At 59.7% G+C, this 24,156-nt stretch carries 22 protein-coding genes and 1 tRNA gene; 15 read left to right on the plus strand and 8 right to left on the minus strand.

The window, feature by feature from the left end:
- Positions 1–339 precede the first annotated feature (339 nt).
- The 4 genes from JFT44_RS22705 to JFT44_RS22720 all read left to right on the plus strand — a co-directional run bounded on the left by JFT44_RS22705 (position 340) and on the right by JFT44_RS22720 (position 3,548).
- Positions 340–1,335: a TRAP transporter substrate-binding protein gene (locus tag JFT44_RS22705; RefSeq protein ID WP_057959265.1), complete on the plus strand. Its 996-nt coding sequence runs from the start codon at positions 340–342 to the stop codon at positions 1,333–1,335.
- 65 nt (positions 1,336–1,400) lie between these two features.
- On the plus strand, positions 1,401–2,033 hold the full coding sequence (locus tag JFT44_RS22710) for a TRAP transporter small permease (protein WP_057959264.1): 633 nt from the start codon (positions 1,401–1,403) through the stop codon (positions 2,031–2,033).
- Positions 2,030–3,313: a C4-dicarboxylate TRAP transporter large permease protein DctM gene (dctM, locus tag JFT44_RS22715; protein WP_057959263.1), complete on the plus strand. Its 1,284-nt coding sequence runs from the start codon at positions 2,030–2,032 to the stop codon at positions 3,311–3,313. Before JFT44_RS22710 ends, dctM begins: the two co-directional genes overlap by 4 nt.
- Before the next feature lie 76 nt (positions 3,314–3,389).
- Positions 3,390–3,548 carry a YeeE/YedE family protein gene (locus tag JFT44_RS22720; protein ID WP_178118094.1) on the plus strand — a complete coding sequence of 53 codons (159 nt, stop codon included), beginning with the start codon at positions 3,390–3,392 and terminating at the stop codon, positions 3,546–3,548.
- A gap of 238 nt (positions 3,549–3,786) precedes the next feature.
- Here JFT44_RS22720 and JFT44_RS22725 read toward each other — a convergent pair whose 3' ends face one another.
- Positions 3,787–5,913, minus strand: coding sequence for a TonB-dependent siderophore receptor (locus JFT44_RS22725; RefSeq protein ID WP_057959262.1), 2,127 nt, complete (start codon positions 5,911–5,913; stop codon positions 3,787–3,789).
- 577 nt (positions 5,914–6,490) lie between these two features.
- On the opposite strand from JFT44_RS22725, the gene JFT44_RS29225 reads away from it, so the two are divergent.
- Positions 6,491–6,820 carry a hypothetical protein gene (locus JFT44_RS29225; protein ID WP_374068258.1) on the plus strand — a complete coding sequence of 110 codons (330 nt, stop codon included), beginning with the start codon at positions 6,491–6,493 and terminating at the stop codon, positions 6,818–6,820.
- A gap of 325 nt (positions 6,821–7,145) precedes the next feature.
- On the opposite strand, the gene JFT44_RS22730 is transcribed toward JFT44_RS29225, so the two are convergent.
- The 5 genes from JFT44_RS22730 to JFT44_RS22750 all read right to left on the minus strand — a co-directional run bounded on the left by JFT44_RS22730 (position 7,146) and on the right by JFT44_RS22750 (position 10,876).
- Positions 7,146–7,221: transfer RNA gene (locus tag JFT44_RS22730), tRNA-Gly, on the minus strand.
- A gap of 63 nt (positions 7,222–7,284) precedes the next feature.
- Positions 7,285–7,845 (minus strand): CDP-diacylglycerol--glycerol-3-phosphate 3-phosphatidyltransferase, encoded by a 561-nt coding sequence (gene pgsA, locus JFT44_RS22735; RefSeq protein WP_057959261.1) that lies wholly within the window; start codon positions 7,843–7,845, stop codon positions 7,285–7,287.
- Between the two features lie 32 nt (positions 7,846–7,877).
- Complete coding sequence (gene uvrC, locus JFT44_RS22740) at positions 7,878–9,701, minus strand: excinuclease ABC subunit UvrC (RefSeq protein ID WP_120734438.1); 1,824 nt, start codon at positions 9,699–9,701, stop codon at positions 7,878–7,880.
- A 16-nt stretch (positions 9,702–9,717) separates the two neighbouring features.
- Positions 9,718–10,359, minus strand: coding sequence for a UvrY/SirA/GacA family response regulator transcription factor (gene uvrY / locus JFT44_RS22745; RefSeq protein ID WP_029293774.1), 642 nt, complete (start codon positions 10,357–10,359; stop codon positions 9,718–9,720).
- Positions 10,360–10,510: 151 nt separating this feature from the next.
- Positions 10,511–10,876, minus strand: a complete 366-nt coding sequence (locus JFT44_RS22750; protein WP_057959260.1) for a helix-turn-helix domain-containing protein — start codon at positions 10,874–10,876, stop codon at positions 10,511–10,513.
- An 81-nt stretch (positions 10,877–10,957) separates the two neighbouring features.
- Between JFT44_RS22750 and JFT44_RS22755 the strand changes: the two genes are divergently transcribed.
- Positions 10,958–11,197 carry a DNA-binding protein gene (locus JFT44_RS22755; protein WP_057440874.1) on the plus strand — a complete coding sequence of 80 codons (240 nt, stop codon included), beginning with the start codon at positions 10,958–10,960 and terminating at the stop codon, positions 11,195–11,197.
- A 36-nt stretch (positions 11,198–11,233) separates the two neighbouring features.
- Here the strand turns inward: JFT44_RS22755 and JFT44_RS22760 are convergent, their stop codons facing one another.
- Both JFT44_RS22760 and JFT44_RS22765 read right to left on the minus strand, forming a co-directional pair.
- On the minus strand, positions 11,234–11,683 hold the full coding sequence (locus JFT44_RS22760; protein ID WP_198831203.1) for a GNAT family N-acetyltransferase: 450 nt from the start codon (positions 11,681–11,683) through the stop codon (positions 11,234–11,236).
- Positions 11,684–11,702: 19 nt separating this feature from the next.
- Positions 11,703–12,452 carry a carbon-nitrogen hydrolase family protein gene (locus JFT44_RS22765; RefSeq protein ID WP_198831204.1) on the minus strand — a complete coding sequence of 250 codons (750 nt, stop codon included), beginning with the start codon at positions 12,450–12,452 and terminating at the stop codon, positions 11,703–11,705.
- A gap of 621 nt (positions 12,453–13,073) precedes the next feature.
- Between JFT44_RS22765 and JFT44_RS22770 the strand changes: the two genes are divergently transcribed.
- The 9 genes from JFT44_RS22770 (at position 13,074) to JFT44_RS22810 (ending at position 24,091) form a co-directional block, all read left to right on the plus strand.
- Positions 13,074–14,144: a 3-deoxy-7-phosphoheptulonate synthase gene (locus JFT44_RS22770; protein WP_198831205.1), complete on the plus strand. Its 1,071-nt coding sequence runs from the start codon at positions 13,074–13,076 to the stop codon at positions 14,142–14,144.
- Between the two features lie 80 nt (positions 14,145–14,224).
- Positions 14,225–14,506: a peptidylprolyl isomerase gene (locus JFT44_RS22775; RefSeq protein WP_198831206.1), complete on the plus strand. Its 282-nt coding sequence runs from the start codon at positions 14,225–14,227 to the stop codon at positions 14,504–14,506.
- A gap of 135 nt (positions 14,507–14,641) precedes the next feature.
- Positions 14,642–16,501, plus strand: coding sequence for an extracellular solute-binding protein (locus tag JFT44_RS22780; protein WP_198831207.1), 1,860 nt, complete (start codon positions 14,642–14,644; stop codon positions 16,499–16,501).
- On the plus strand, positions 16,501–17,562 hold the full coding sequence (locus JFT44_RS22785) for a microcin C ABC transporter permease YejB (RefSeq protein ID WP_057440862.1): 1,062 nt from the start codon (positions 16,501–16,503) through the stop codon (positions 17,560–17,562). Before JFT44_RS22780 ends, JFT44_RS22785 begins: the two co-directional genes overlap by 1 nt.
- Positions 17,562–18,584 (plus strand): ABC transporter permease, encoded by a 1,023-nt coding sequence (locus tag JFT44_RS22790; protein ID WP_057959255.1) that lies wholly within the window; start codon positions 17,562–17,564, stop codon positions 18,582–18,584. The genes JFT44_RS22785 and JFT44_RS22790 overlap by 1 nt, the downstream gene beginning before the upstream one ends.
- A gap of 14 nt (positions 18,585–18,598) precedes the next feature.
- Positions 18,599–20,176: an ABC transporter ATP-binding protein gene (locus tag JFT44_RS22795; RefSeq protein ID WP_198831208.1), complete on the plus strand. Its 1,578-nt coding sequence runs from the start codon at positions 18,599–18,601 to the stop codon at positions 20,174–20,176.
- Between the two features lie 49 nt (positions 20,177–20,225).
- The gene (locus tag JFT44_RS22800) at positions 20,226–21,632 is read left to right on the plus strand and encodes a sigma-54-dependent Fis family transcriptional regulator (protein ID WP_115128434.1); all 1,407 of its coding nucleotides are present in this window, start codon (positions 20,226–20,228) and stop codon (positions 21,630–21,632) included.
- A gap of 286 nt (positions 21,633–21,918) precedes the next feature.
- Positions 21,919–23,310, plus strand: a complete 1,392-nt coding sequence (locus JFT44_RS22805; RefSeq protein ID WP_057959253.1) for a GntP family permease — start codon at positions 21,919–21,921, stop codon at positions 23,308–23,310.
- Positions 23,311–23,317: 7 nt separating this feature from the next.
- Positions 23,318–24,091 carry a 3-hydroxybutyrate dehydrogenase gene (locus tag JFT44_RS22810; RefSeq protein WP_057959252.1) on the plus strand — a complete coding sequence of 258 codons (774 nt, stop codon included), beginning with the start codon at positions 23,318–23,320 and terminating at the stop codon, positions 24,089–24,091.
- Positions 24,092–24,156 lie beyond the last annotated feature (65 nt).

Here is a 24,156-nt window from a genome sequence, read left to right on the forward strand (position 1 = left end):
AACGCCTGTCTAAAAGTGCGCTCTACTCCAGTACGGCATACCCCCAAGTTAGCGACCTGTGCAGGCTATTGAATAGTCTCGGAAACTACCTAGAAGCAATATCGGGCGGTATAACTGGGCGAATACTAGGAGGCCGCCCCCCAGGACCTGGCCCAATCTGACACCGCGGGTGTCGCACAGGGGCAGAAGATTCGGAAACTGCTCAGTGGCGCTTTCCATTGCCACGCTTGCGCTCCTGCACCAAGTGATGTTTTTGCCTAGACTGGAGTCTTGGCCGTATAACCGAATGCGCGTCAGAGCGTTGGCCAAAAAATACAAAAATAAGAGGATTCCCCCAAAATGTTCAAATCCATCTGTAAGGCACTCGCCTGCACGCTTGCTCTAGGGAGCATGAGTGCAGTCATGGCAGCTGATCCAGTCATCATCAAGTTCTCACACGTCGTCGCCGACCATACGCCCAAGGGCCAGGGCGCACTGATGTTCAAGAAGCTGGTAGAGGAACGCTTACCCGGTAAGGTCAAGGTCGAGGTTTATTCCAACTCATCGTTGTTTGGTGATGGCAAAGAGATGGAAGCCCTGTTGTTGGGGGATGTGCAGTTAATTGCGCCGTCATTGGCCAAGTTCGAACAATACACAAAGACCCTCCAGCTGTACGACCTGCCCTTTCTGTTTGATGACATCGCTGCAGTTGACCGCTTCCAGATGAGCCCGCAGGGCCAGGGACTGCTTAAGTCCATGGAGAGTAAAAACATCACCGGCCTGGCCTATTGGCACAATGGGATGAAGCAGTTGTCGGCCAACAAACCGCTGCGTGTTCCTGGGGATGCCCGAGGCCTGAAGTTTCGGGTGCAGGCTTCCGCCGTGCTTGAGGAGCAGTTCAAGGCCTTGCGCGCCAACCCGCGCAAAATGAGCTTTGCCGAGGTGTATCAGGGTTTGCAGACCGGTGTAGTCAACGGTGCAGAAAACCCTTACTCGAACATCTACAGCCAGAAAATGCATGAGGTACAGAAATACATCACCGAATCCAACCATGGTGTGCTGGACTACATGCTGATCACTAACACCAAGTTCTGGGACGGTCTGCCGCCGGATATTCGCAGTGAACTGGACAAGATCATCGTGCAGGTTACCGCGCAAGTTAACAAAGAGGCCGAACAGCTCAATCAGGACGCCAAGCAAAGCATCATTGCCGCCAAAACCACCGAAATCATTACCTTGACTCCTGAGCAACGCGAGCAATGGCGAGCCGCGATGAAACCCGTCTGGAAAAAATTCGAAGCTGATATTGGCCCTGAGCTGATCACCGCTGCGCAAGCCGCCAACACGGCTCAATGACCGGGAGGCAGGTGTTACCGACGTGGTAGCACCTGCCAGTCATTACGATACGGGAGATGCCATCCATGCAGGCCTTTCGGCGCATCTGGGAACACTTCGAGGAAGGCTTCATTGTCTTCCTTCTGGCCGCCATGACATTGGTAACGTTCGTCTATGTCATTCTCAACAATCTCTATACGCTTTTCTACCGTCTTGCCGACAACTGGGAAGGCGCCAGTAACGTATTGTTTGCCATGGGTGATGGCGTCATGAGCATGGCTCAAGCCATGACCTGGAGCACCGCACTCACCAAGGCGCTGTTCGGCTGGCTGATCTTCTTCGGCCTGTCCTATGGCGTGCGCACCGCCGGGCATATTGGCGTTGACGCGCTGGTAAAGCTGGCGAGTAAACCCGTCCAGCGGCTCATTGGAATCTTGGCCTGTCTTTGCTGCCTGCTCTATGCCGGCCTGTTCAGTACGGCCAGCTTCGAGTGGATTCATACCTTGATGTCGGCGGGAATAGGCGCCGAGGACCTTGGCCATTTCGGGATCATGCAGTGGCACATAGGGCTGATTGTCCCCGTGGGTTTTGCATTGGTTTTCATCCGTTTCGCTGAAATTTTCGTGCGCATCCTGCTGCACCGCCAAACCGGTCTCGGCCTGGCCGATGAAGCCGCTGACGTGATGAAACTGACCGAGCACGAGGACAATAAACCATGACCATTGCCTTCCTGTTCACGGCACTCTTCGCATTGATGTTCATTGGTGTGCCCATTGCCATTTCCTTGGGCTTGGCGGGCTCGCTGACCCTTGTATTTTTCAGCCCAGACTCAGTACGTTCCCTTGCAATAAAGTTGTTTGAAACGTCGGAGCACTACACCCTGCTGGCGATTCCGTTTTTCTTGCTTGCAGGCGCCTTCATGACCACCGGCGGCGTCGCACGCCGACTGATCGACTTTGCCAACGCCTGCGTCGGCCATATTCGTGGGGGGCTGGCCATCGCCGCCGTATTGGCCTGCATGCTGTTTGCAGCCCTTTCCGGCTCCAGCCCCGCGACGGTTGCGGCGGTAGGTTCGATCGCCATTGCCGGCATGGTGCGCTCTGGCTACCCGCAGGCATTCGGCGCGGGAATCGTCTGTAACGCGGGCACACTGGGTATCCTGATACCACCCTCAATTGTGATGGTGGTTTATGCCGCCGCCACCGAGACATCCGTTGGCAAGCTGTTCATGGCCGGCGTCATACCAGGCCTGTTGCTGGGGATAACGCTGATGGTGGCGATCTACATCGTCGCCGTTAAGAAAAACTTACCGGCCCTGCCACGTGCAACCCTGCGTGAGTTTCTGAGTGCTGCGCGTAAAGCCATCTGGGGATTGCTGTTGATGCTGATCATCCTGGGTGGCATTTACACCGGGATGTTCACGCCGACGGAAGCCGCCGCCGTTGCTGCCGTGTATTCAGCGTTCATCGCCTTGTTCGTCTATAAGGATCTGACGTTTCGCGAGACCCCTAAAGTGCTGCTGGACGCCGCCAAGTTGAGCATCATGCTGATGTTCATCATTGCCAACGCCATGCTCTTTGCTCATGTATTAACCACCGAGCAGTTACCCCAACAAATCACGGCCTGGGTGATCGAGGCGGGGCTGACACCGGTGACCTTCCTGCTGGTGGTGAACATTGTCTTGTTGGTGGCTGGCGCCTTTATGGAGCCCTCGGCCATTATCCTGATCCTGGCGCCGATCCTTTTTCCAATTGCCATAAAGCTGGGTATCGACCCGATTCACCTTGGGATCATCATGGTGGTCAATCTGGAGATCGGCTTGATCACACCCCCGGTCGGTCTGAACTTGTTCGTGACGTCCGCGGTGACCGGCATGTCAGTGCCTGCCACCATCAAGGCAGCCATGCCCTGGCTGGTGCTGTTGCTGCTGTTCCTGGTGCTGATTACCTATGTACCCTGGATTGCACTGGCACTGCCCAACTGGCTGGGCATGAATTAATGCCCGCCCTCCCCAACCAGGCATCCTCCGCGAGGTCCCTAAAAGGAAATCGCTATGATCGATATGAGCCACACCGATGAGTGCATGGGGCGGTGGCTTATTGATCGGTACGGGCGCCGTGCTGTTGATACTGTTCAATGGACGTATCGCCGGCATCAGCGGCATCGTCGGCGGTCTGCTACGCCCGGTGCCCGGGGATGTCGCCGGCGAGCTACATTTGTGCTGGGGCTGTTGATGATTTCGTATTGGTATAAGGAGGCCACACAAGCCCTATTCCTTACATTAAACAGCGCATAGGGACCGACAGAGATTCTCTTTTTTCGTTTTTCGCTGATTGCGGTTCAATGCGAGAGGCCAAGGCACGCGGGGCAGACCATTGCGCAAAGCGCTTTCATCGATAGGTGTAAGCCCACCTGAGCAAAGGTGGACTTGAGATTTTCGATAATGCCCCAGCGAGCAGCGTTCTGATTTGGCTAAAGGGTGTAAGAAATCCCCACTTGCACCGTACGTGGCTCACCCGGGTAGGCGTAGAAATTCAGGAATGAACCTTCTTCGTACTCACGATTGAACAGGTTCTTTATGTCGAGATTGAGCCTGACCTTTTCGTTGACCTTGTAGTAGCCAAGCAAGTCTACGACCGTGTAAGCCCCCATCGAGAACGTGTTGTTGGCGGTCTGGCCGGCACGCTCGGCCACGTATTTACCTCCCCCGCCGAGGCCCAACCCTTTCAGCGCGCCATCCTGGAATTCATACACATTGAGCAGGCTGAAGCTGTTGCGCGGAATGTTCGCCAAGCGCGTCCCGGTACGTACTGTAGTGTCTTTGGTCACTGCAGCATCCACATAGGCATAGCCGCCGATCACCCGCCACTCGGGCGTCAGGTTGCCGGCTATATTCAAATCGAAGCCGCGACTGCGTACCTGGCCTGTAGCGACTTTGAAGGCTGAGTCAACGGGGTCGTCCCCCTGGACATTTTTCTTGTCGATCTGGTAGATCGCCGCGTCGACGCTCAGCTGCTGGTCAAGCGCTTCCCACTTCACGCCCATCTCGTAAGACTTGCCCTTCTCCGGCTCAAACCCGCCGCCTTGGCGGCTGGCACCCGCGTTGGGCTTGAACGAGCGCGCGGCATTCGCGTAGATCGCGACAGTGTCAGTGAGGTCATACATCACGCCGACGCGCGGGGTGACGGCGTTGTCAGCAGAGTTCCAGTTTTTTACGCCGGGCACGTAGGATTCGTACTCGTGCTCGAAGCGCTCAAAGCGCGCACCAGCGAGCACCTTTAAACGCTCGGTCAGAGCCACTTGATCCTGTACGAAAGCTGCGTAAGTCTTGAGGTTTTCTTTGTCGTGGGTCGGCGTACGAGTCAGCGCCGGACGTGGCTGGCCATAGACCGGGTTGAAGATGTCAATTGGAAAATCGCCGCTGGAGCGTCGAATGATCGACTTGTAGTCGTAATCTTCGTACTCGACGCCAGTCAGCAACGTGTGATCAAGGCCACCCGTAGAAAAGTGCCCAGTCAGGTTCAGTTGATAGTCTTTATCGGTCCAGTCCAGCTTGCGGTAGTTGAAGTTGCGCTGGAGTGTTCGACCATCGGCATTCAAGCTGTTGGCACCGTTAGCCTCAACAGCATTACCCTTCATAGTCCCGTCCAGCCACTGGAAACCACCGCCCAGGGTCCAGTTGTCGTTGAGCATATGCTCGAAACGCAACTGAGCCATGTTGTTATCGTTGTGCAGATTGCCGGCGTATCTTTCACCCCAGAAGGTGTCGCGGGACGGCGTACCGTGCTGGTTGGCGAAGCGGGTCAGGCCTCGGTCAAGCGGCTGGTTGTTGCGCATGAAGTCGCCTTCGAAAATCACCTTGGTGTCGTCCGTGACCTGCCAGCTCAGGACAGGCGTCACCCCATAGCGCTCGGTGGATACATGGTCGCGAAAGGTGTCTCCTCCCTCACCCACCAGGTTCAGGCGATAAGCCAGACGCCCTTGCTCATCCAGCGGGCCTGAAGCATCAAGGGTGCCACGTTTCATACCCTGATCGTCCAACTGGCTACCCAATGTGACCGTACGCTCAGGTAAAGGCTGCTTGGAGACCACGTTGAAGGTACCGCCGGGATCGCCCCGGCCATAAAGCATGGTCGCTGGCCCGCGAAGCACTTCGAGACGCTCAATGCTGTTGGCGTCCGGCATGCTTGGATAGCCCCGGTTAATCGGAAAACCGTTGCGGTAGAACTCTGCGGTTGTAAAGCCCCGCACGGTGAAACTGGTAAGCCCTTGCCCACCGAAGTTGTTCGCCCGGCCGACGCCACCGGCATAGTCCAAGGCCTCCTGCAAGCGGGTTGCACCAATATCCTCTACCACGTCTTTGGGCACCACGCTGATGGACTGAGGTGTCTCATGGATAGCGGTATCGGTGCGTGTCGCACTTGCAGAACGTGTAGCGCGATACCCTTTGACCGGCCCTTGAGCCGTCTCAGCGTCTATTTCGCCCGTGACATTGATGGCTTGCAGCTCAAGGCTGGCATTTTCGGAAGCGGCAACCTGCGTACAGACAAAAGGAGAAAACGCCTGAAGCACGCAAAGGGAAATCAAGGTACGACGCATGGAAGTTAGACCTAATGGATAAGCCGAATGGAAAGTAAACCTGCCAAAAAATTTGCAGCACACAATATACCAATCGTTCACATTTAACAGGGATTCTCATTTACCAACTATCGAATACCTGCTTTGTATCGGCCGAAAAACCAGAAAAAACGACTTGTAAGTAGGAGCAGCGTTTGACACTGCTCTGATAAAGAGAAAGGCCCACCAGCAGGATTACCACCAAAATCAAGCAGAGACTCGCAGAGCAGGGTGATTTTGCTCTGTATGCTCAAAGTAACAGTGCGTATGAGCACAACCTCGCCTGAATGGACAGGAACGAAAACGGGTGGCAGCCGCCAGCTGGGTTTTTCGGTACAAATTGGCTGGTAAGAGTCGAGATATGGGACTGGGCAGGCACCCCGAGGCAAGTCTGCCGTCGATCCGCTTGCCCATCGGAATGAAGAACTGGAAAGGCGACGGCTCTAAAAAGAGGCTGAGCGTTTAGCGCAGGATGCCGCCAAGGCGAAAGCAACCACTTTCAAAGAGGTCGCACTCGGCTACATCGTCGATCACAAACCAGGCTGGAAAAATACCAAGCATGCACAGCAATGGCAGGACACCCTATGCGTTCGCAGAAATAGGCAAACTTCCAACGCAGGAAATTGGCACTCAACACGTACTGAAAATTCTTAAGCCGATTTGGACAGTGATACCCGAAACCGCTAGCCGTGTGCGCAACCGCATCGAACGGGTTGTAGATGCGGTCAAAGCCGTGGGGCTGCGCGAAGGTGAGAATCCTGCTCGATGGGGACAAACTGCTGCCTCCTCGCGCCGAAGTACGTGCAGTGAAGCACCATGCAGCATTGGCATGGACAGAGCTTCCCGCCTTCATGAAGCCCCTCGAAAAAGCAGAAGCGCTCAGCGCTAAAGCCCTCCGTTTACCATCCTGACGGCCTGCAGAACCAGTGAAGTATCGTGCAGTCATTGCCAGTGATTCGGGCTTGCCGAACGGTCGTATCCGAGAGTGCCATAGCGAACTCCTGAACAGAGTCAGGGCCAGATGCTCGTCTCGCTATCCAAGCTGCTCCAGCAAAAAACCGATTCAGTGCACATCCAAATCCAAGATCCTCATTCGGGACTTAACGCACTGGATGGAGCTGGATTTCAGTGGTTCGCGCCACAACGAAAAAAGGACCCGAAGGTCCTTATTTCAATCACTTGCAGAATTCAGTGGAACTCTGCAGTACTATGTTTGGAGCGGGAAACGAGACTCGAACTCGCGACCCCGACCTTGGCAAGGTCGTGCTCTACCAACTGAGCTATTCCCGCGTCTTGGTGATGCGCATTCTATAGAATCCTCACCACCCGTCAACCCCTTGATTCAAAAAAGTTTTATTTCTTTTCCACGGTCGTGCGCAGATGGGGCCAGGCGGCGCGCAGGTATTGCAGCATGGACCACAGAGTCAGGCCGGCGGCGATCAGTAGCAAGGCATAACCCAGCAGCACCCAGAAGGTGAAGCTCGACGGGTTGGCCAGCAGGATGACCAGCGCCAGCATCTGCGCAGCGGTTTTCCATTTGCCCATGTTGGACACGGCCACGTGGGCGCGTGCGCCGATTTCGGCCATCCATTCGCGCAAGGCCGAGACGACGATCTCGCGACCGATGATCACGGCCGCCGGCAGGGTCAGCCACAGGTTGCCGTGCTCCTGCACGAGCAGCACCAGCGCCACCGCAACCATCAGCTTGTCGGCCACGGGGTCGAGGAACGCGCCAAACGGCGTGCTTTGCTCCAGGCGTCGTGCCAGGTAGCCGTCCAGCCAGTCGGTCGCGGCCGCAAAGGCAAAGACCGAACTGGAGGCCATGTAGCTCCAATCATAAGGCAGGTAAAACAGCAAAATGAAAATCGGTATGAGCAGAACGCGTAGAACGGTGATCAGATTAGGGATATTCATCGGCACAACTGGCTACGAGGTGAGAAGGCATTCTACTCGCTGTGTAGGTTTGCATAAATCAACTCAGCGAGCTTTTTACTGATTCCGGGGGCTTTGGCTATTTCTTCAATGCTGGCACGGGACAATTCCTGCAATCCACCAAAATGTTTCAACAGTTCGCGTCGCCGCTTCGGCCCTACCCCCGCCACCCCTTCCAGGGTGGAGGTACGCCGGGTTTTACCACGTCGGGCGCGGTGACCGGTAATGGCAAAACGGTGGGCTTCGTCGCGAATCTGCTGAATCAGGTGCAATGCCGGTGAATCGCCCTTCAAAGTGAACTCATGGGCGGCATCATTCAAGTACAACGTTTCGAAACCGGCCTTGCGCGTCGTGCCCTTGGCCACGCCGAGCAGGATCAGGTCGGGCACCGCCAGTTCGTTGAGCACGTCACGGGCCATGGATAACTGGCCCTTGCCGCCGTCCACCAGCAGGATATCCGGCAGCTTGCCCTCGCCGTCCTTCAATTTGCTGAAGCGCCGGGTCAGGGCCTGGTGCATGGCCGCATAGTCATCGCCTGGGGTGACGCCTTCGATGTTATAGCGTCGATAATCGGACTTGATCGGCCCTTCCGGACCAAAGACCACGCAGGACGCCACGGTCGCCTCGCCGCTGGAATGGCTGATGTCGTAGCACTCCAGGCGTTGCGGTGGCTCGTCAAGCTTGAGCACGTCGGCCAGCGCTTCAAAGCGTGCGGCAACGTGCTGGCGGTTGGCCAGGCGCGCGCTCAGGGCCTGTTCGGCGTTGGTCACCGCCAGTTGCTGCCAGCGCGCACGGGTGCCGCGCACGCGGTGGCTGATGTCCAGCTCGCGGCCGCGCAGGGCGTGAATGGCGTCAATCAATGCGGGGAAGTCTTCGTGAACCACGTTGACGATCAGTTCACCCGGCAAGTCGCGCTCGGGACTGCTGACGTAGTACTGGCCGAGAAACGCGGCCATGACCTCGGCCACTTCCTCCTCGATCCCGGTCTGGGGAAAGAAGTTCTTGCTGCCCAGCACCCGGCCACCACGCACGCTGATCAGGTGCACACAAGCCCCGCCCGGATTGACGAAGGCCGCAATCACGTCGACATCACCGGTACCGCCTTCCATGCTCTGCTGGTCCTGCACCCGTCGCAACAGGGACACCTGGTCACGCAGTTCGGCGGCCCGCTCGAAGTCCAGGACACTGGCTGCCTGCTCCATGGCGCCGGACAGTTCGTCGGCCAGGGCGTTGCTGCGCCCTTCGAGGAACATCACCGAGTGACGTACGTCTTCGGCATATTCCTGAGGCTCGACCAGCCCGACGCAGGGCGCCTTGCAACGCTTGATCTGGTATTGCAGGCACGGGCGGGTGCGGTTCTTGTAGAAGCTGTCTTCGCACTGGCGCACGAAGAAGGTCTTTTGCAGCAGGCTCAGGCTCTCGCGGATCGCCCCCGCGCTGGGGTAAGGGCCAAAATACTTACCCTTGTGCTTCTTCGCCCCGCGATGGATGCTCAGGCGCGGAAAGTCACCGTCCGACAGAAACACATACGGGTAGGACTTATCGTCACGCAGCAGAATATTGTAGGGCGGCCGCCATTCCTTGATCAGCGTCTGCTCAAGCAGCAGCGCCTCGGTTTCGTTGGCCGTGATGGTGGTTTCGACCTGGGCGATACGCCCCACGAGGGCGGCCGTCTTCGGCGCCAGGCCGGTTTTGCGGAAGTAGCTGGCCAGGCGCTTCTTGAGGTTCTTGGCCTTGCCCACGTACAGCAGGCGCGCCTCGCTGTCGAACATGCGATACACGCCTGGCCGGCCGCTGCAGGTCGCAAGAAATGCACTCGGATCAAACACGGTGTTTATTTCAGAGGCTTGCATTTCAGGCGCTGGCGTCCACCATGCCGTGGCGAACCGCCAGCAAGGTCAGTTCAACATCACTGCTGATTGATAGCTTCTCGAAAATTCGATAACGGTAGGTGTTCACGGTTTTCGGCGACAGGCAAAGCTTGTCGGAAATCGACTGGACCTTCTGGCAGCCGACGATCATCAGGGCGATCTGAATCTCGCGCTCGGACAAGGCATCAAACGGCGAGTCGCTGACCGGCTGAAAGGACTTGATCGCCAATTGCTGGGCAATCTGCGGACTGATGTAGCGCTGGCCGGCAAATACCAGGCGGATAGCCTGGACCATTTCCGCGAGCCCCGCGCCTTTTGTCAGATAACCTGCTGCGCCAGCCTGCAGAAGCCGGGTAGGAAAAGGGTCTTCTTCGCAGACCGTAACAACCACGACCTTGATGTCCGGATGACTGCGCAACAGTTTGCAGGTCGCACCAAGACCACCAATCCCCGGCATCTTGACGTCCATCAAGACCACATCGGGTTTCAATTCACGCGCTTTGATCAGGGATTCCTCCCCCGACTCGGCCTGACCGACTACTTGCAGGCCATCGATGTCAGCCAGCATTCGTGTAATGCCTGTACGAACGAGATCATGGTCATCGACTACTAGCACCCTAATCAAGCAGACACCTCGCGAAATGGTCTTATAGGTTGCTGAGCACCTTAGCAAAAAACCAAGGCACAGACCTAGCTGAACGCGTCATATATATAGAGTTTCAATACACTACGAACGCCTGCCGAGCGGCAGGCGGGGGTGTTTCCTGGGCAAAAGGTCAGGATTCCTTGAGGATCGACCGGGGTTTTCCACTCGCCGCTGAGGAATGCTCTGCCAAGGTGCTGGTCAGTCTGCGGATTGCATCCTGGTCCTCTTTAAACATCGCACGGTAGTTACCCAAGACCTTTTCTTCGATCTGGCTCAGGTTGTCCAAGTGGATGGGCGTCGGGCTACCTGTCAAAACAAACAGAATATCGACACCCTTCTCTGCCACGCGGGATAGGTAATCGGCCTTCGGCGCGCGCCCACCGCTTTCGTATTTTCCCTGTGCGTTTGCCTCCACACCTCCTATTTCACCAAAAACCTTTTGCGACAAGCCCAGTCGCTCTCTTTCTTGCCTTAAGCGCGAACCTATTCCACTCATTTGGATGTAATATCCTTTATGGCACACCCCAAGAGGTGACGATGTCATCTCGTTTTACACAAACTTGAACGGTTTTGAACTATGCCCGGAATCCGTACTGCTGCACAAGCCAAAGCCTGGCTGGAACATCAAGGCAAGTCGGTTCAGGCATTCGCCAGGGAACATGGCGTGGACCCGGCGACCACCTATCAAGTGCTCGCTGGGCGCAAAAAGGGGCGGCGTGGAGAAGCCCATAAGGTGGCGGTCCTTCTGGGCATGAAAGAGGGGATCATCCTTAACGAGGCGCAAAGCCTGTGCAATGATCAGGAGATCGGCTCCTAAAGAGCAGTATGCACCGATTCAAGTTGAGCGCGAGGTTTACCGGGACGACTGCGCTGACAGACAAACAGACTCCATCCGCCAGAAACAGCCCTCCTCACCGACAATATTCAGGCCCTGGCGCTGATACAGCCTTTTTGCCGGATTGGTCTTGAACACCGTCAATCGCAAATAACCCCGGCTTTCGGCCCGAGCCTTGGCGAACATCTGCTCCAGCACCCAACTGCCAGCGCCCTGGCGGCGAAAATCCTCGAGTATGTGCAGCTCGCGAATATACAGCGCGTTGTCATCCCGGCTCAGACTGACGAACCCCACCAGCCTGTCCTCTTGGCAAATCAACCAGTTTTCCCGCCCGGCCCAGGCGGTGTCGAAGCCTTTGTCGGACCATGTCAGATCGTACTGCCGATAGTAATGGCCCATCGCCTGATGCGTCAGGCTGCGTGCAAAGGCCAAGTGCTGATCCGATGCGGCCTTGAGGGTGAATGCCATCGCGGCGTACTCCATTGCGTTACAGCATGACCTGCCAACCACTCCAGTTGCCGGCCTCCCTGCGGGCTATTACCAAGGCGTCGCCCACCCCCGGCACAGCCGCAATCAACTCGCCATCAGCCCCCCAGATAGCGCTGCGCCCGGCACACGCCCAGCCACCGGACGGCCCGCCATGATTGGCCATCAGCACCACCATCGAGTGTTCGCTGGCGTACCCCTGAAGCAACGCACTATCTGCGGCGTAACCACCCTCGCTGATCAATACACCCGCTGCATAGACTGTAGCCCCAAGCGCCGCCGCATCACGCGGATGGCTGGCGTGGGAAAAGTCAGCGCAAACCGCCAGGGCAATCCGGTCCTCGCCCCACACCAACGCCTTGCCACCCGAGCCCGGCACAAATGCCGCGTCTTCACCGGGGTGCAGATGCTGCTTGCTGTACACCGCCAATGAGCCATCCGCCGCCAACACCAGCGCTCCAATCAACACCCCGCTGCTCGACGCCAAGCGAATCGGCATGCCCACCACCACCGCCATCTGCAGCTCACGCGCCAGCTCTCGCAGGGGCGCAAGCACCGTATCGTCCGGCGCAATCGCCAGCTCCTGCGCCAGCGCGGGCTCGTAACCGGTCAGGGACAACTCCGCAAACACCAGCAGTTGTACGCCGTGCTCGGCGGCCGCAACCATCAACGCCAGGTGACGCTGGATATTGGCCGCCAGGTCGCCAGCAATCGAACAGGTCTGGGCACTGGCAATAATCAAAGCGGTCATGCTCGCATCCTGGCAATCATTGGGACTATCCATCCAGCATATCGGGACTTGCGCCATAGCGCTAAGTCGCTCATCGCGATAGAAATTACTGATTGAATCCAGCGGCATCCCTCAGTTAAGCTCCACCCCATCATTTGGAGAAACACCATGTTGCCACTCACCCTCACCCAGGCCTGCCCTACTGCCAACGCCCAGCGTTCGGTCGTGGCTACCCGCGTGAACGGTTTGAGCGCACTGGTCAGCTTTTATTTTGGGTATTGGTTTAGCCACTGGCGCGCCTGATACCTGAAATCGGCGCCCACTACTCAAGGGGTCGCCTGCCAGAGAAATCTAACCCCCGGTCGGCTCCCCGACCGGGGGTTTTGTTTTTCCAGCCCTGAACAATTTTTGCTACACACCGAACTTAAAGGAAATCACACCATGAACTTCACCACTTATTACCGTTACGACACCTGCACCGCCTGGCGATTTAGCAAGCTCCGTTCGGGACAGCCTGCCGCCTCCGATCGGTCACCTATTGGTGGCAAGCCAACACACGCAGCCAATACGGCCAATTGTCGAACACCCCAGTAGGGCAGAGCGCGCGGGAACAGCCCGCCGCTTGCCCAGGAAGCACAAATCATGAACTCCTCTATCACCGCACTGCCCGTTACCACCCTGTCCAGCGCCAATGAAGCGCTGACCCAGCGTTTGCCCAGCGCCCTTGAGCTCAAGCACCAATTGCCCCTGAGCCCGTTCCTGACCGAGCAAGTCAACGCTCATCGCCAGGCCATCCGCGCGATTCTCAATGGTCAAGACTCCCGCCTGCTCGTCATCGTCGGTCCCTGCTCGATCCATGATCCCGAATCCGCCATGGAATACGCGCGCAATCTGAAGAAGCTGGCCAATGACGTCAGTGACCAGATGCTGCTGGTGATCCGCGCCTACGTCGAAAAACCGCGCACCACCATCGGCTGGAAAGGCCTGGCCTACGACCCGCACCTGGATGGCAGCGATGACATGGCCGCCGGCCTCACACTGTCGCGGGAACTGATGCGCGAAATGCTGCGCCTGGGCCTGCCGGTCGCCACCGAACTGTTGCAACCGATGGCCGCCGGCTACTTCGACGATGTGCTCAGTTGGGTGGCCATTGGCGCCCGCACCACCGAATCGCAGATCCACCGGGAAATGGCCAGCGGCCTGGGCATGCCCGTCGGCTTCAAGAACGGTACCGACGGCGGCGTAGCCATCGCCTGTGACGCCATGCGTACGGCGGCCCACCCGCACCGCCACTTCGGCGTCGACAGCCAGGGCCATCCGGCGATCATCCAGACCCCGGGCAACGCCGACACCCACCTGGTGTTGCGCGGCGGCCACCGTGGCCCGAACTACGATCGCCAGAGCGTGGCCCAGATCAAGACCGACCTGACCAAAAGCAAAGTGGCCACGCGGATCATGGTCGATTGCAGCCACGCCAACAGCGGCAAGGACCCGATGCGCCAACCGGCGGTATTCAATGACGTGCTGGCGCAACGCTTGCAGGGCGACACCTCGCTGATCGGCATGATGCTGGAGAGTCATTTGTTCGAAGGCTGCCAGCCGCTCAGCCCGTCGATGCGCTACGGCGTCTCGGTGACCGACGGCTGCCTGGGTTGGGACGGGACTGAGCAGTTGCTGCGTGAAGCAGCCGCACGTCTGCGCGATCGAGCCTGATGTAAATCAGTGGAACTTTGCCGGGAAATAGCCGCCTGAATCCGGTACGCTCACCTTTTTTATTCAAGGAGTTACCCACCATGGCCAAAGCCACCGCCCGTCACATCCTGGTTGCCACCGAAGACAAGTGCAACGAACTGAAAGCCCAGATCGAAGGCGGCGCTGATTTCGCAGTAGTCGCCAAAGCCAACTCCAACTGCCCATCGAGCCGCGACGGCGGCAACCTGGGTTCGTTCGGTCCTGGCCAGATGGTCAAGGAATTCGACGCGGTCGTATTCAGCGCACCGGTCAATACCGTGCAAGGCCCAGTGAAAACCCAGTTCGGTTATCACCTGCTGGAAGTGACCAGCCGCCAGGACTGATCCACGTCTGCGCAGCACTCAACGGCCCGCCTTTTGGTGGGCCGTTGTGTTTGCGGGGTCGCCAGGTGACTGGCGACCCGCGCACGGTTAGGGTACAAGTCCCCTTCCTTCTTCACCCGGTGCTCAAGGCTGATAATGCGACTGGATTTCCTCACGTTCGTTGGCTCTACCCTGGCCCTGCTGCTGGCGAGTACCGCCTCGTTCGCAGCCCCGCAACATGCATTGACCGTCTACGGCGAGCCTGCCAAGTACCCTGCCGGCTTCAGCCATTTTGACTATGTAAACCCCGACGCCCCCAAGGGTGGCAGCCTCAAGCGCTCGGCCCTCGAGGTCGGCCGCTTCGACCATGTGCTGCCGTATATCGACAAAGGCATCGGCGTCAGCCAGTTGGACGGCTGGGTGTATTCGCCCCTGGCCTACCGCTCACTGGATGAACCCTATACCGTCTACGGCCTGGTCGCGCAAAAGATGGAGCGCGCCGAGGACGGCCTGTACCTGCGGTTTTTCCTCAACCCCAAGGCACGTTTTGCCGACGGCAAGCCGATCACCGCAGAAGATGTGCGCTACAGCTTCAACCTGCTGATGACCCAGGGCAGCCTGCGCTTTCGCACACTGTTTGCCGACGTCAAGCACGTCGAGGTCGAAGGCCCGCTGCAAGTGCGCTTTGACTTCGCCAGCAATGAAAACCGCACCCTGCCCATGGATCTCGCGACCCTGCCGGTGTTCCCCGAGCATTGGTGGAAGAGCCGCGACTTTGCCAATGGTGGCGGCTATGAAGCGCCTCTGGGCAGCGGCCCGTACAAGGTCAGCAAAATCAATGCCGGCAGTACCATCACCTTCCAGCGCGATCCCGACTGGTGGGGCAAGGACTTGCCCGTCAGCCGCGGCCTGTACAACTTCGACCGCCTGAGTCTGGAGTACTTCGGCGATACCGAAGTCGCGCGCCAGGTCCTGCGCGGCGGTGCCTACGACTTCAATCGCGAGTTCTCCGCCACCGGCTATTCCATCGGCTACAACGGCCCGGCCCTGGACGATGGCCGCCTGCAACGCGCGCACCTGGCCAAGCACGCCCCGCAAACGGCCCAGGGCTATGTGTTCAATGTGCAAAAACCGATGTTCCAGGACCGCCGCGTGCGCCAGGCCCTGGCCATGCTCTGGGATTTCGAGTGGGCCAACCGGCAGATGATGCGCAACCTGTATATCCGCCAGCAAAGCTACTTTTCCAACAGCCCACTGGCCGCCACTCAATTGCCCGACGCCCAGGAGCTGGCGATTCTCGAGCCCCTGCGCGGGCAGATCCCCGACGAAGTCTTTACCCAGGTGTTCAAGGCGCCGACCACCGACGGCAGCGGCATGATCCGCGACAAGCAGCTACAAGCCCTGGCCCTGCTGGAAGACGCCGGCTGGACGCCCAAGGGCGACAAACTGGTGAATGCCGCCGGCGAGCCCCTGGAGTTCACCTTCCTCAATGTGCAAAACGGCCTGGAACGCCTGCTGCTGCCCTATAAACGCAACCTGGCGCAGATCGGCATCACCCTCAACATCCGGCGCATCGACTCGTCCCAGTACGTCAACCGCCTGATGACCCGGGACTACGACATGATCGTCACCGGCTTCCCGGTCACCACCTCGCCGGGCATGGAGCTGTACAACTACTTCGGTTCGTCGTCGGCGTTCGACCCGGGCAGCAACAACTACATCGTCCTGCAAAACCCGGCGGTCGATACCCTGGTCACCGGCCTGGTACGCGCCACCACCCAGGCACAGATGCTCAGCTACGCCCATGCCCTGGACCGGGTGCTGCAATGGAATTACTACTGGATCCCCAATTACTACCCGCCCGGCACCTCGGCCGCGTGGTGGAACCGCTTCGGTCGCCCGGCCATCGAGGCCAGCAACGACGAGGCCCTGGAATCGTGGTGGGAAGTCAGCCCCACGCCACTGACCAATGAGCAGATGAAAGCCGAACTGAGCAAGCCGCGAGGTGCCCACTGATGTTTGCCTATATCGTGCGGCGCCTGCTGCTGATCATCCCGACCCTGGTGATTATCCTGCTGGTGAACTTTGTGATCGTCCAGGCCGCGCCCGGCGGGCCGGTGGAGCAAGCCATCGCCCACTTGCAGGGGATTGGCGGCGGGGGCGTCGGCGGCTCGGCCGGCGACGGCGTCAGCAGTGGCTCCCGCGCCAGTCGCGGCCTTGACCCCAAGCTGATCAAGGACATCGAAAAACAATACGGCTTCGACAAATCCGCCCCCGAACGCCTGTGGCTGATGCTCAAGAACTATGCCCAGCTGGATTTCGGCAACAGCTTCTTTCGCGGCGCCACGGTGATCGACCTGATCCTGGAAAAGTTGCCGGTAACCCTTTCCCTCGGCCTCTGGGCAACCCTGATCACCTACCTGGTGTCGATCCCCCTGGGAATCCGCAAGGCGGTGCGCCACGGCAGCAGTTTCGATGTATGGAGCAGCACCGCCATCGTCATTGGCTACGCGATGCCGGCCTTCCTGTTTGCGATGTTTTTGATCGTGGTCTTTGCCGGCGGCAGCACCTTGAACTGGTTCCCGGTGCGCGGCCTGGTGTCGGAGAACTTCGAGCAACTGAGCACCCTGGGCAAGATCGCCGATTATTTCTGGCACCTGGTGCTGCCGGTCAGCGCCCTGGTGATCGGTGGATTCGCCACCTTGACCATCCTCACCAAAAACTCGTTCCTCAATGAAATCACGCGTCAGTACGTGGTCACGGCACGCGCCAAAGGCCTGAGCGAACGGCGTGTGCTCTACGGCCATGTGTTTCGCAACGCCATGCTGTTGGTGATCTCCGGGATCCCCCAGGCGTTTATCAGTGTGTTCTTCGCCGGCTCGCTGCTGATCGAGGTGATCTTCTCCCTCGACGGTCTGGGCCGCATGAGCTACGAAGCCGCGGTGTCGCGGGACTATCCGGTGGTGTTTGGTTCGCTGTTTATCTTCACCCTGTTTGGCCTGCTGATAAAACTGATCGGCGACCTCTGCTACACCCTGGTGGACCCGCGTATCGACTTCGCCGCGAGGAACGCCTGATGCTCAATCTGTCTCCCGTGGCCCGTCGCCGCTTCGAACGTTTCAAGCAAAACCGCCGGGGCTGGTGGTCGCTGTGGCTGTTTATCGGCCTGTTTATCCTGACCCTGGGCGGCGAGTTGATCGCCAACGACAAACCCCTGGTGCTCAGCTATCAGGACCAGTTGTATTTCCCGGTGTTCAAGCGCTACACCGAGCAGCAGTTCGGCGGGCAACTGCCATTCCAGGCCGACTACCGCAGTGACTACGTGCAGCAACTGATCAAGCAAGACGGCGGCTGGATGCTGTTCCCGCCGATCCCCTTCAGCGATGACACGCCCAACTACGAGCTGACCCGCCCTGCCCCCAGCCCGCCGTCCACGGTGAACTGGCTGGGCACCGACGACCAGTCCCGCGATGTGCTGGCGCGGGTGATCTTCGGCGCGCGGGTGTCGATCCTGTTCGCCCTCGGCCTGACCCTGATCAGCGCCGTCATCGGCATTGCCGCCGGCGCCTTGCAGGGCTATTACGGCGGCTGGGTCGACCTGCTCGGCCAGCGCATCCTTGAAGTGTGGTCGGGGCTGCCGGTCCTGTACCTGCTGATCATCCTCTCGGGGTTTGTCGAGCCGAACTTCTGGTGGCTGCTGGGGATCATGGCGCTGTTTTCCTGGCTGGCCCTGGTGGATGTGGTGCGTGCCGAGTTCCTGCGCGGGCGCAACCTGGAGTACGTGAAAGCCGCACGCGCCCTGGGCCTGGGCGACGCCAAGATCATTCGCCGGCACATCCTGCCGAACGCGATGACCGCCACCCTGAGCTATCTGCCTTTTATCCTGACCGGGGCGATTTCCACCCTCAGCGCCCTGGACTTTCTCGGCTTCGGCATGCCGGCGGGCAGCGCGTCCCTCGGTGAGTTGATCGCCCAGGGCAAGCAGAACCTGCAAGCACCGTGGCTCGGGCTCACGGCCTTTTTCACCCTGGCGCTGATTCTGTCACTGCTGGTATTTATCGGCGAGGCGCTGCGTGACGCCTTCGACCCACGATCATGAAGGGCGATGCATCCATGACTGACAACCTGATCGAGATCCGCGACCTGTGCGTCGCCTTCAGCGGCCAGACCGTGGTGCGCAACCTGAGCCTGGATGTGCGCCCCGGCGAGTGCCTGGCACTGGTGGGCGAGTCGGGCTCGGGCAAGTCGGTGACCGCCCATTCGATCCTGCAACTGCTGCCCCAGGCCGGCACCGTTACCACAGGGTCGGTGCGCTATCGCGGCCAGGAGCTGATCGGCGCCGAGGCCGGCACCCTGCAAAAGCTGCGCGGCAACCGCATCGCGATGATCTTCCAGGAGCCGATGACCTCCCTCAATCCCTTGCACAGCATCGAAAAGCAGATCGGCGAAACCCTGCTGCTGCACAAAGGCCTGGGCGGCAAGGCGGCGCAGGCACGCATCCTCGAACTGCTGGACCTGGTGGGCATTCGCGACCCCCAGGAACGCCTCAAGTCCTACCCCCACGAGTTGTCGGGTGGCCAGCGCCAGCGGGTGATGATCGCCATGGCTCTGGCCTGCGAACCAGAACTGCTGATCGCCGATGAGCCGACCACCGCCCTGGATGTGACGGTGCAGCGCAAGATTCTGCTGCTGCTCAAATCCTTGCAGCAACGCCTGGGCATGTCGCTGCTGCTGATCAGCCACGACCTCAACCTGGTGCGCAGCATTGCCCAGCGCGTGTGCGTGATGCAGGCCGGGGAAATTGTCGAGCAGGCCGACTGCCAAACCCTGTTCAATGCCCCGCAACATCCCTACAGCCGCCTGCTGCTGGATGCCGAACCGGTCGGTACCGCGCTGTGCCAGGATCAGCGCGAGACGGTGTTGCAGGTCGCCGGCCTGAGTGTGCGCTTCCCCATCGGTGGCGGGCTGTTCCGGCGCAAGCAGTACCTGCAGGCGGTGGACGGCATCAGCCTGGACCTGCAACGGGGCAAGACCCTGGGAATCGTCGGCGAGTCCGGCTCCGGCAAGTCCACCCTGGGCCAGGCGATCCTGCGTCTGCTCGACTCCAGCGGCAGCATCCGCTTCCAGGGCGAGGCCCTCGACAGCCTCAGCCAGAAACAGATGCGCCCGTGGCGCAAGCAGATGCAGGTGGTATTCCAGGACCCCTACGGCAGCCTCAGCCCGCGCATGTCGGTGCAGCAGATCATCAGCGAAGGCCTGGAAGTACACGCGCCATGCAGCCCACAGGAGCGTGACGCCCAGGTGATCAAAGTGCTGCAGGATGTGGGGCTCGACCCGGCCAGCCGTCACCGCTACCCCCACGAATTTTCCGGCGGCCAGCGCCAACGCATCGCCATCGCCCGCGCCCTGGTGCTGCGCCCGGCCTTGATGCTGCTGGACGAGCCGACTTCGGCCCTGGACCGCACCGTGCAAAAACAAGTGGTGGCGCTGCTGCGTGAACTGCAGGAAAAATACGCCCTGACCTACCTGTTTATCAGCCATGACCTGGCCGTGGTACGGGCCATGGCCCACGATATGATCGTGATCAAGGATGGCCAGGTGGTTGAGCGCGGGCCATGCGCTGACGTCTTTGCCGCGCCACAGCACCCCTACACTCAAGAGCTGCTTGCTGCCGCGCACGCTCCCCTGTAGGAGCCGGCTCCTACCATTGAACTCATCCTTTATTTTTGGCGCCCCGACCATGAACACCACCGAAAGCCTCAAGGACTACCCGCACGTTCGCGGCCTGGCGATCCAGTCCCTGTTCGAGATCATCGAGCAGTCCAGCGAAGGCACGGTGATTGTCGACCGCGACGCCAACATCGTGTGGATGAACGAACGCTATGCCAAGCGCTTCGGCCTGAAAAGCGCCGACCAGGCCATCGGCCAACCTTGCGAGCAGGTGATCTCCAACAGCCTGTTGCGCCAGGTGGTGCGCAGTGACCAGCCGATCCTCCTGGATATCCAGGACACGCCCAAAGGCCCGTTGGTGGTGATGCGCCTGCCGATCCACGACGATGCCGGCAAGGTCATCGGCGCCATCGGCTTTGCCCTGTTCGATGAGTTGCGCAACCTCTCGCCGATGATCGAGCGCTACCTGAGCATGCAACAGGAACTGGCTTCGACCCGTTCGCTGCTGCGCTCACGCCAGAGCAAGTACAACTTCGCGCACTTTATCGGCACCAGCGCTGCCAGCCTCGAGGTCAAGCGCCGGGCGCGGCGCAGCGCGAGTGCCGAGTCGCCGGTGTTGCTGCTGGGCGAGACCGGCACCGGCAAGGAGCTGCTGGCCCAGGCCATCCATGGTGCGTCACCCCGAGCCAATAAAGCGTTTGTCAGCATCAACAGCGCCGCCATCCCCCATGACCTTCTGGAAGCCGAGTTCTTCGGCACCGCGCCCGGCGCCTTCACCGGCGCCGACCGCAAGGGCCGCCCCGGCAAATTGCAAATCGCCCAGGGCGGGACGTTGTTCCTCGATGAAATCGGCGACATGCCATTGCCCCTGCAAAGCAAACTGCTGCGGGTGCTGCAGGAGAAAGAATTTGAGCCGGTGGGCTCCAACGAGATGATCCACAGCGACGTGCGGGTGATTGCCGCGACCTCCACCGACCTGGAAGCCGCGATCAAGCGTGGCGAGTTTCGCGCCGACTTGTATTACCGCCTCAACGTGTTGCCGATCCAGGTCCCGCCCCTGCGCGAACGCCTGGACGATATCCCGGCGTTGAGTGAAGCAATCCTCGAAGAACTGCGCAGCCAGCATGAACTGGACCGCGAAGCCCTGGCACTGCTGGCCCAGCATGCCTGGCCGGGGAATATCCGCGAGCTGCGCAACGTACTGGAGCGCGCCGCGTTGCTCAGTGATGACCTGGTGTTGGATGCGCAGGAGATTCGTGCGGCGATCGGCACCTTCAGCCCGGTGGAGCGTAGCGCTGTGGCGCCCGTAGAGGTCGAAACCTTCAGCGTGGCGCGGGAGCGGTTTGACCGGCAGTTGATTGGTGCAGCGTTGCGCCAATGCGGGGGCAATGTGATCGAGGCCGCCAAGCAATTGGGGCTCGGGCGCTCGACGCTGTACAAGAAGATGGTGGCGCTGGGCATCGAGCAATCTCAATAAAGAGACATAAATCTCACAACAAAGACACCTCCATGTGGGAGCGGGCTCGCCCGCGAATGCGGTCTATCAGCAACAAAATCATTGCCTGACACAGCGCTTTCGCGAGCAAGCCCGCTCCCACATTGGAATTTCATCTGTCTTGAAATAGAGACTCAGCATGAAAACCACAGCTCAGAAATTATAAATATCCATATATATCAATAAGTTACAAACTTGGCACGCTTCCCGCTATAGCCCCTTCCTACAGCTACACCCCACAACAATAACAATCCGATGGAGACACACCATGAGTGTGATCATTGCCCTGGCGGCGCTCGCGCTGCTGATGCTGGCTGCCTACCGTGGCTATAGCGTCATCCTGTTTGCCCCTATCGCCGCCCTCGGCGCGGTGTTGCTCACTGACCCTTCCGCCGTTGCCCCAGCCTTTACTGGGGTGTTCATGGAAAAAATGGTCGGCTTTATCAAACTGTATTTCCCGGTGTTCCTGCTCGGCGCGGTGTTCGGCAAGCTGATCGAGCTGTCAGGCTTTTCGCGCTCGATTGTCGCGGCCGCCATCCGCTTGCTCGGCACTCGCCAGGCGATGCTGGTGATCGTGCTGGTGTGTGCCTTGCTGACCTACGGCGGCGTGTCGCTGTTTGTGGTGGTGTTTGCGGTGTACCCGTTCGCCGCCGAGATGTTCCGCCAGAGCAATATCCCCAAGCGCCTGATCCCGGCGACCATTGCCCTGGGCGCGTTCTCGTTCACCATGGACGCCCTGCCCGGCACGCCGCAGATTCAGAACATCATCCCCAGCACCTTTTTCAACACCACCGCCTGGGCCGCGCCCTGGCTGGGCGTGATCGGCACGATCTTTGTGTTCTGCGCCGGCATGCTGTACCTGGCGCGCCAGCGCAACAAGGCCCAGCGTGCCGGTGAAGGCTATGGCACCGACTTGCGCAACGAGCCGGAAACCGCCGAAGACCTGAGCCTGCCCAACCCGTGGATCGCCCTGTCGCCGCTGATTCTGGTGGGGGTGATGAACCTGCTGTTCACCCACTGGATCCCGCAGTGGTACGGCAAGACCCACAGCCTCGCCCTGCCGGGCATGAGCGCACCGGTGACCACCGAAATCGCCAAGCTCACCGCGATCTGGGCGGTGCAGGCGGCCTTGCTGGTGGGGATCATCATGGTCCTGGTGTTCGGCTTCCAGGCGATCAAGAGCAAGCTGGCCGAAGGCAGTAAAAGCGCAGTCAGCGGCGCGCTGCTGGCGGCGATGAACACCGCTTCGGAATACGGCTTCGGCGCGGTCATCGCCTCGTTGCCAGGCTTCCTGGTGCTGGCGGACTGGCTCAAGGGCATCCCCAACCCGCTGGTCAACGAAGCGATTACCGTGACCCTGCTAGCCGGCATCACCGGCTCGGCGTCCGGCGGCATGAGCATCGCCCTGGCGGCCATGTCCGAGAGCTTTATTTCCGCGGCCCATGCCGCCAATATCCCCCTGGAAGTGCTGCACCGGGTCGCGGCCATGGCCAGCGGCGGCATGGACACCCTGCCGCACAACGGCGCGGTCATTACCCTGTTGGCGGTCACCGGGCTGACCCACCGCGAAGCCTACAAGGATATTTTCGGCATCACGATCATCAAGACCCTCGCGGTGTTCGTGGTGATCGGTACTTTCTACGCCACCGGCATTGTGTGAGGTTTTCATGACGACATTGAACGGCAAGACCGCCCTGGTCACCGGCTCCACCAGCGGCATCGGCCTGGGGATTGCCCTGAGCCTGGCCAAGGCCGGCGCCAATCTGATCCTCAACGGGTTCGGCGATGCCAGCGCGGTGATCGCCCAGGTGCAGGCCTTCGGCGGCAAAGTCGGCCATCACCCGGCGGATGTCAGCGACCCGGCGCAAATCGCCGAGATGGTCGCCTACGCCGAGCGCGAGTTCGGCGGCATCGACATCCTGGTGAACAACGCGGGCATTCAGCATGTGGCGGCAGTGGAAGACTTCCCGGTGGAGCGCTGGGACTCGATCATCGCGATCAACCTGTCGTCGGTGTTCCACAGCACGCGCCTGAGCCTGCCGGGCATGAAGGCCAAGGGCTGGGGGCGGATCGTCAATATCGCCTCGGTACACGGCCAGGTCGGCTCGGTCGGCAAGGCCGCGTACGTCGCGGCCAAGCACGGGGTGATCGGCCTGACCAAAGTGGTCGGCCTGGAAACCGCCACCAGCAATGTGACCTGCAATGCCATCTGCCCCGGCTGGGTCCTGACCCCGCTGGTGCAAAAGCAGATCGACGATCGCATTGCCGCAGGCGTAGACCCGCAACAGGCCCAGCATGATCTGCTGGCCGAGAAGCAGCCCTCCCTGGAGTTCGTCACCCCACCGCAACTGGGTGAACTGGTACTGTTCCTGTGCAGTGAAGCCGGCAGCCAGGTGCGTGGCGCGGCGTGGAATATTGATGGTGGGTGGTTGGCCCAGTAACCCAAACACCGCAAATTCCCTGTAGGCGCAGGCAAGCCTGCGCCCACAGTTTGGATGTGTGGTGC

The organism is Pseudomonas sp. MF5691 (assembly GCF_016405645.1).
GTDB lineage: Bacteria > Pseudomonadota > Gammaproteobacteria > Pseudomonadales > Pseudomonadaceae > Aquipseudomonas > Aquipseudomonas shahriarae.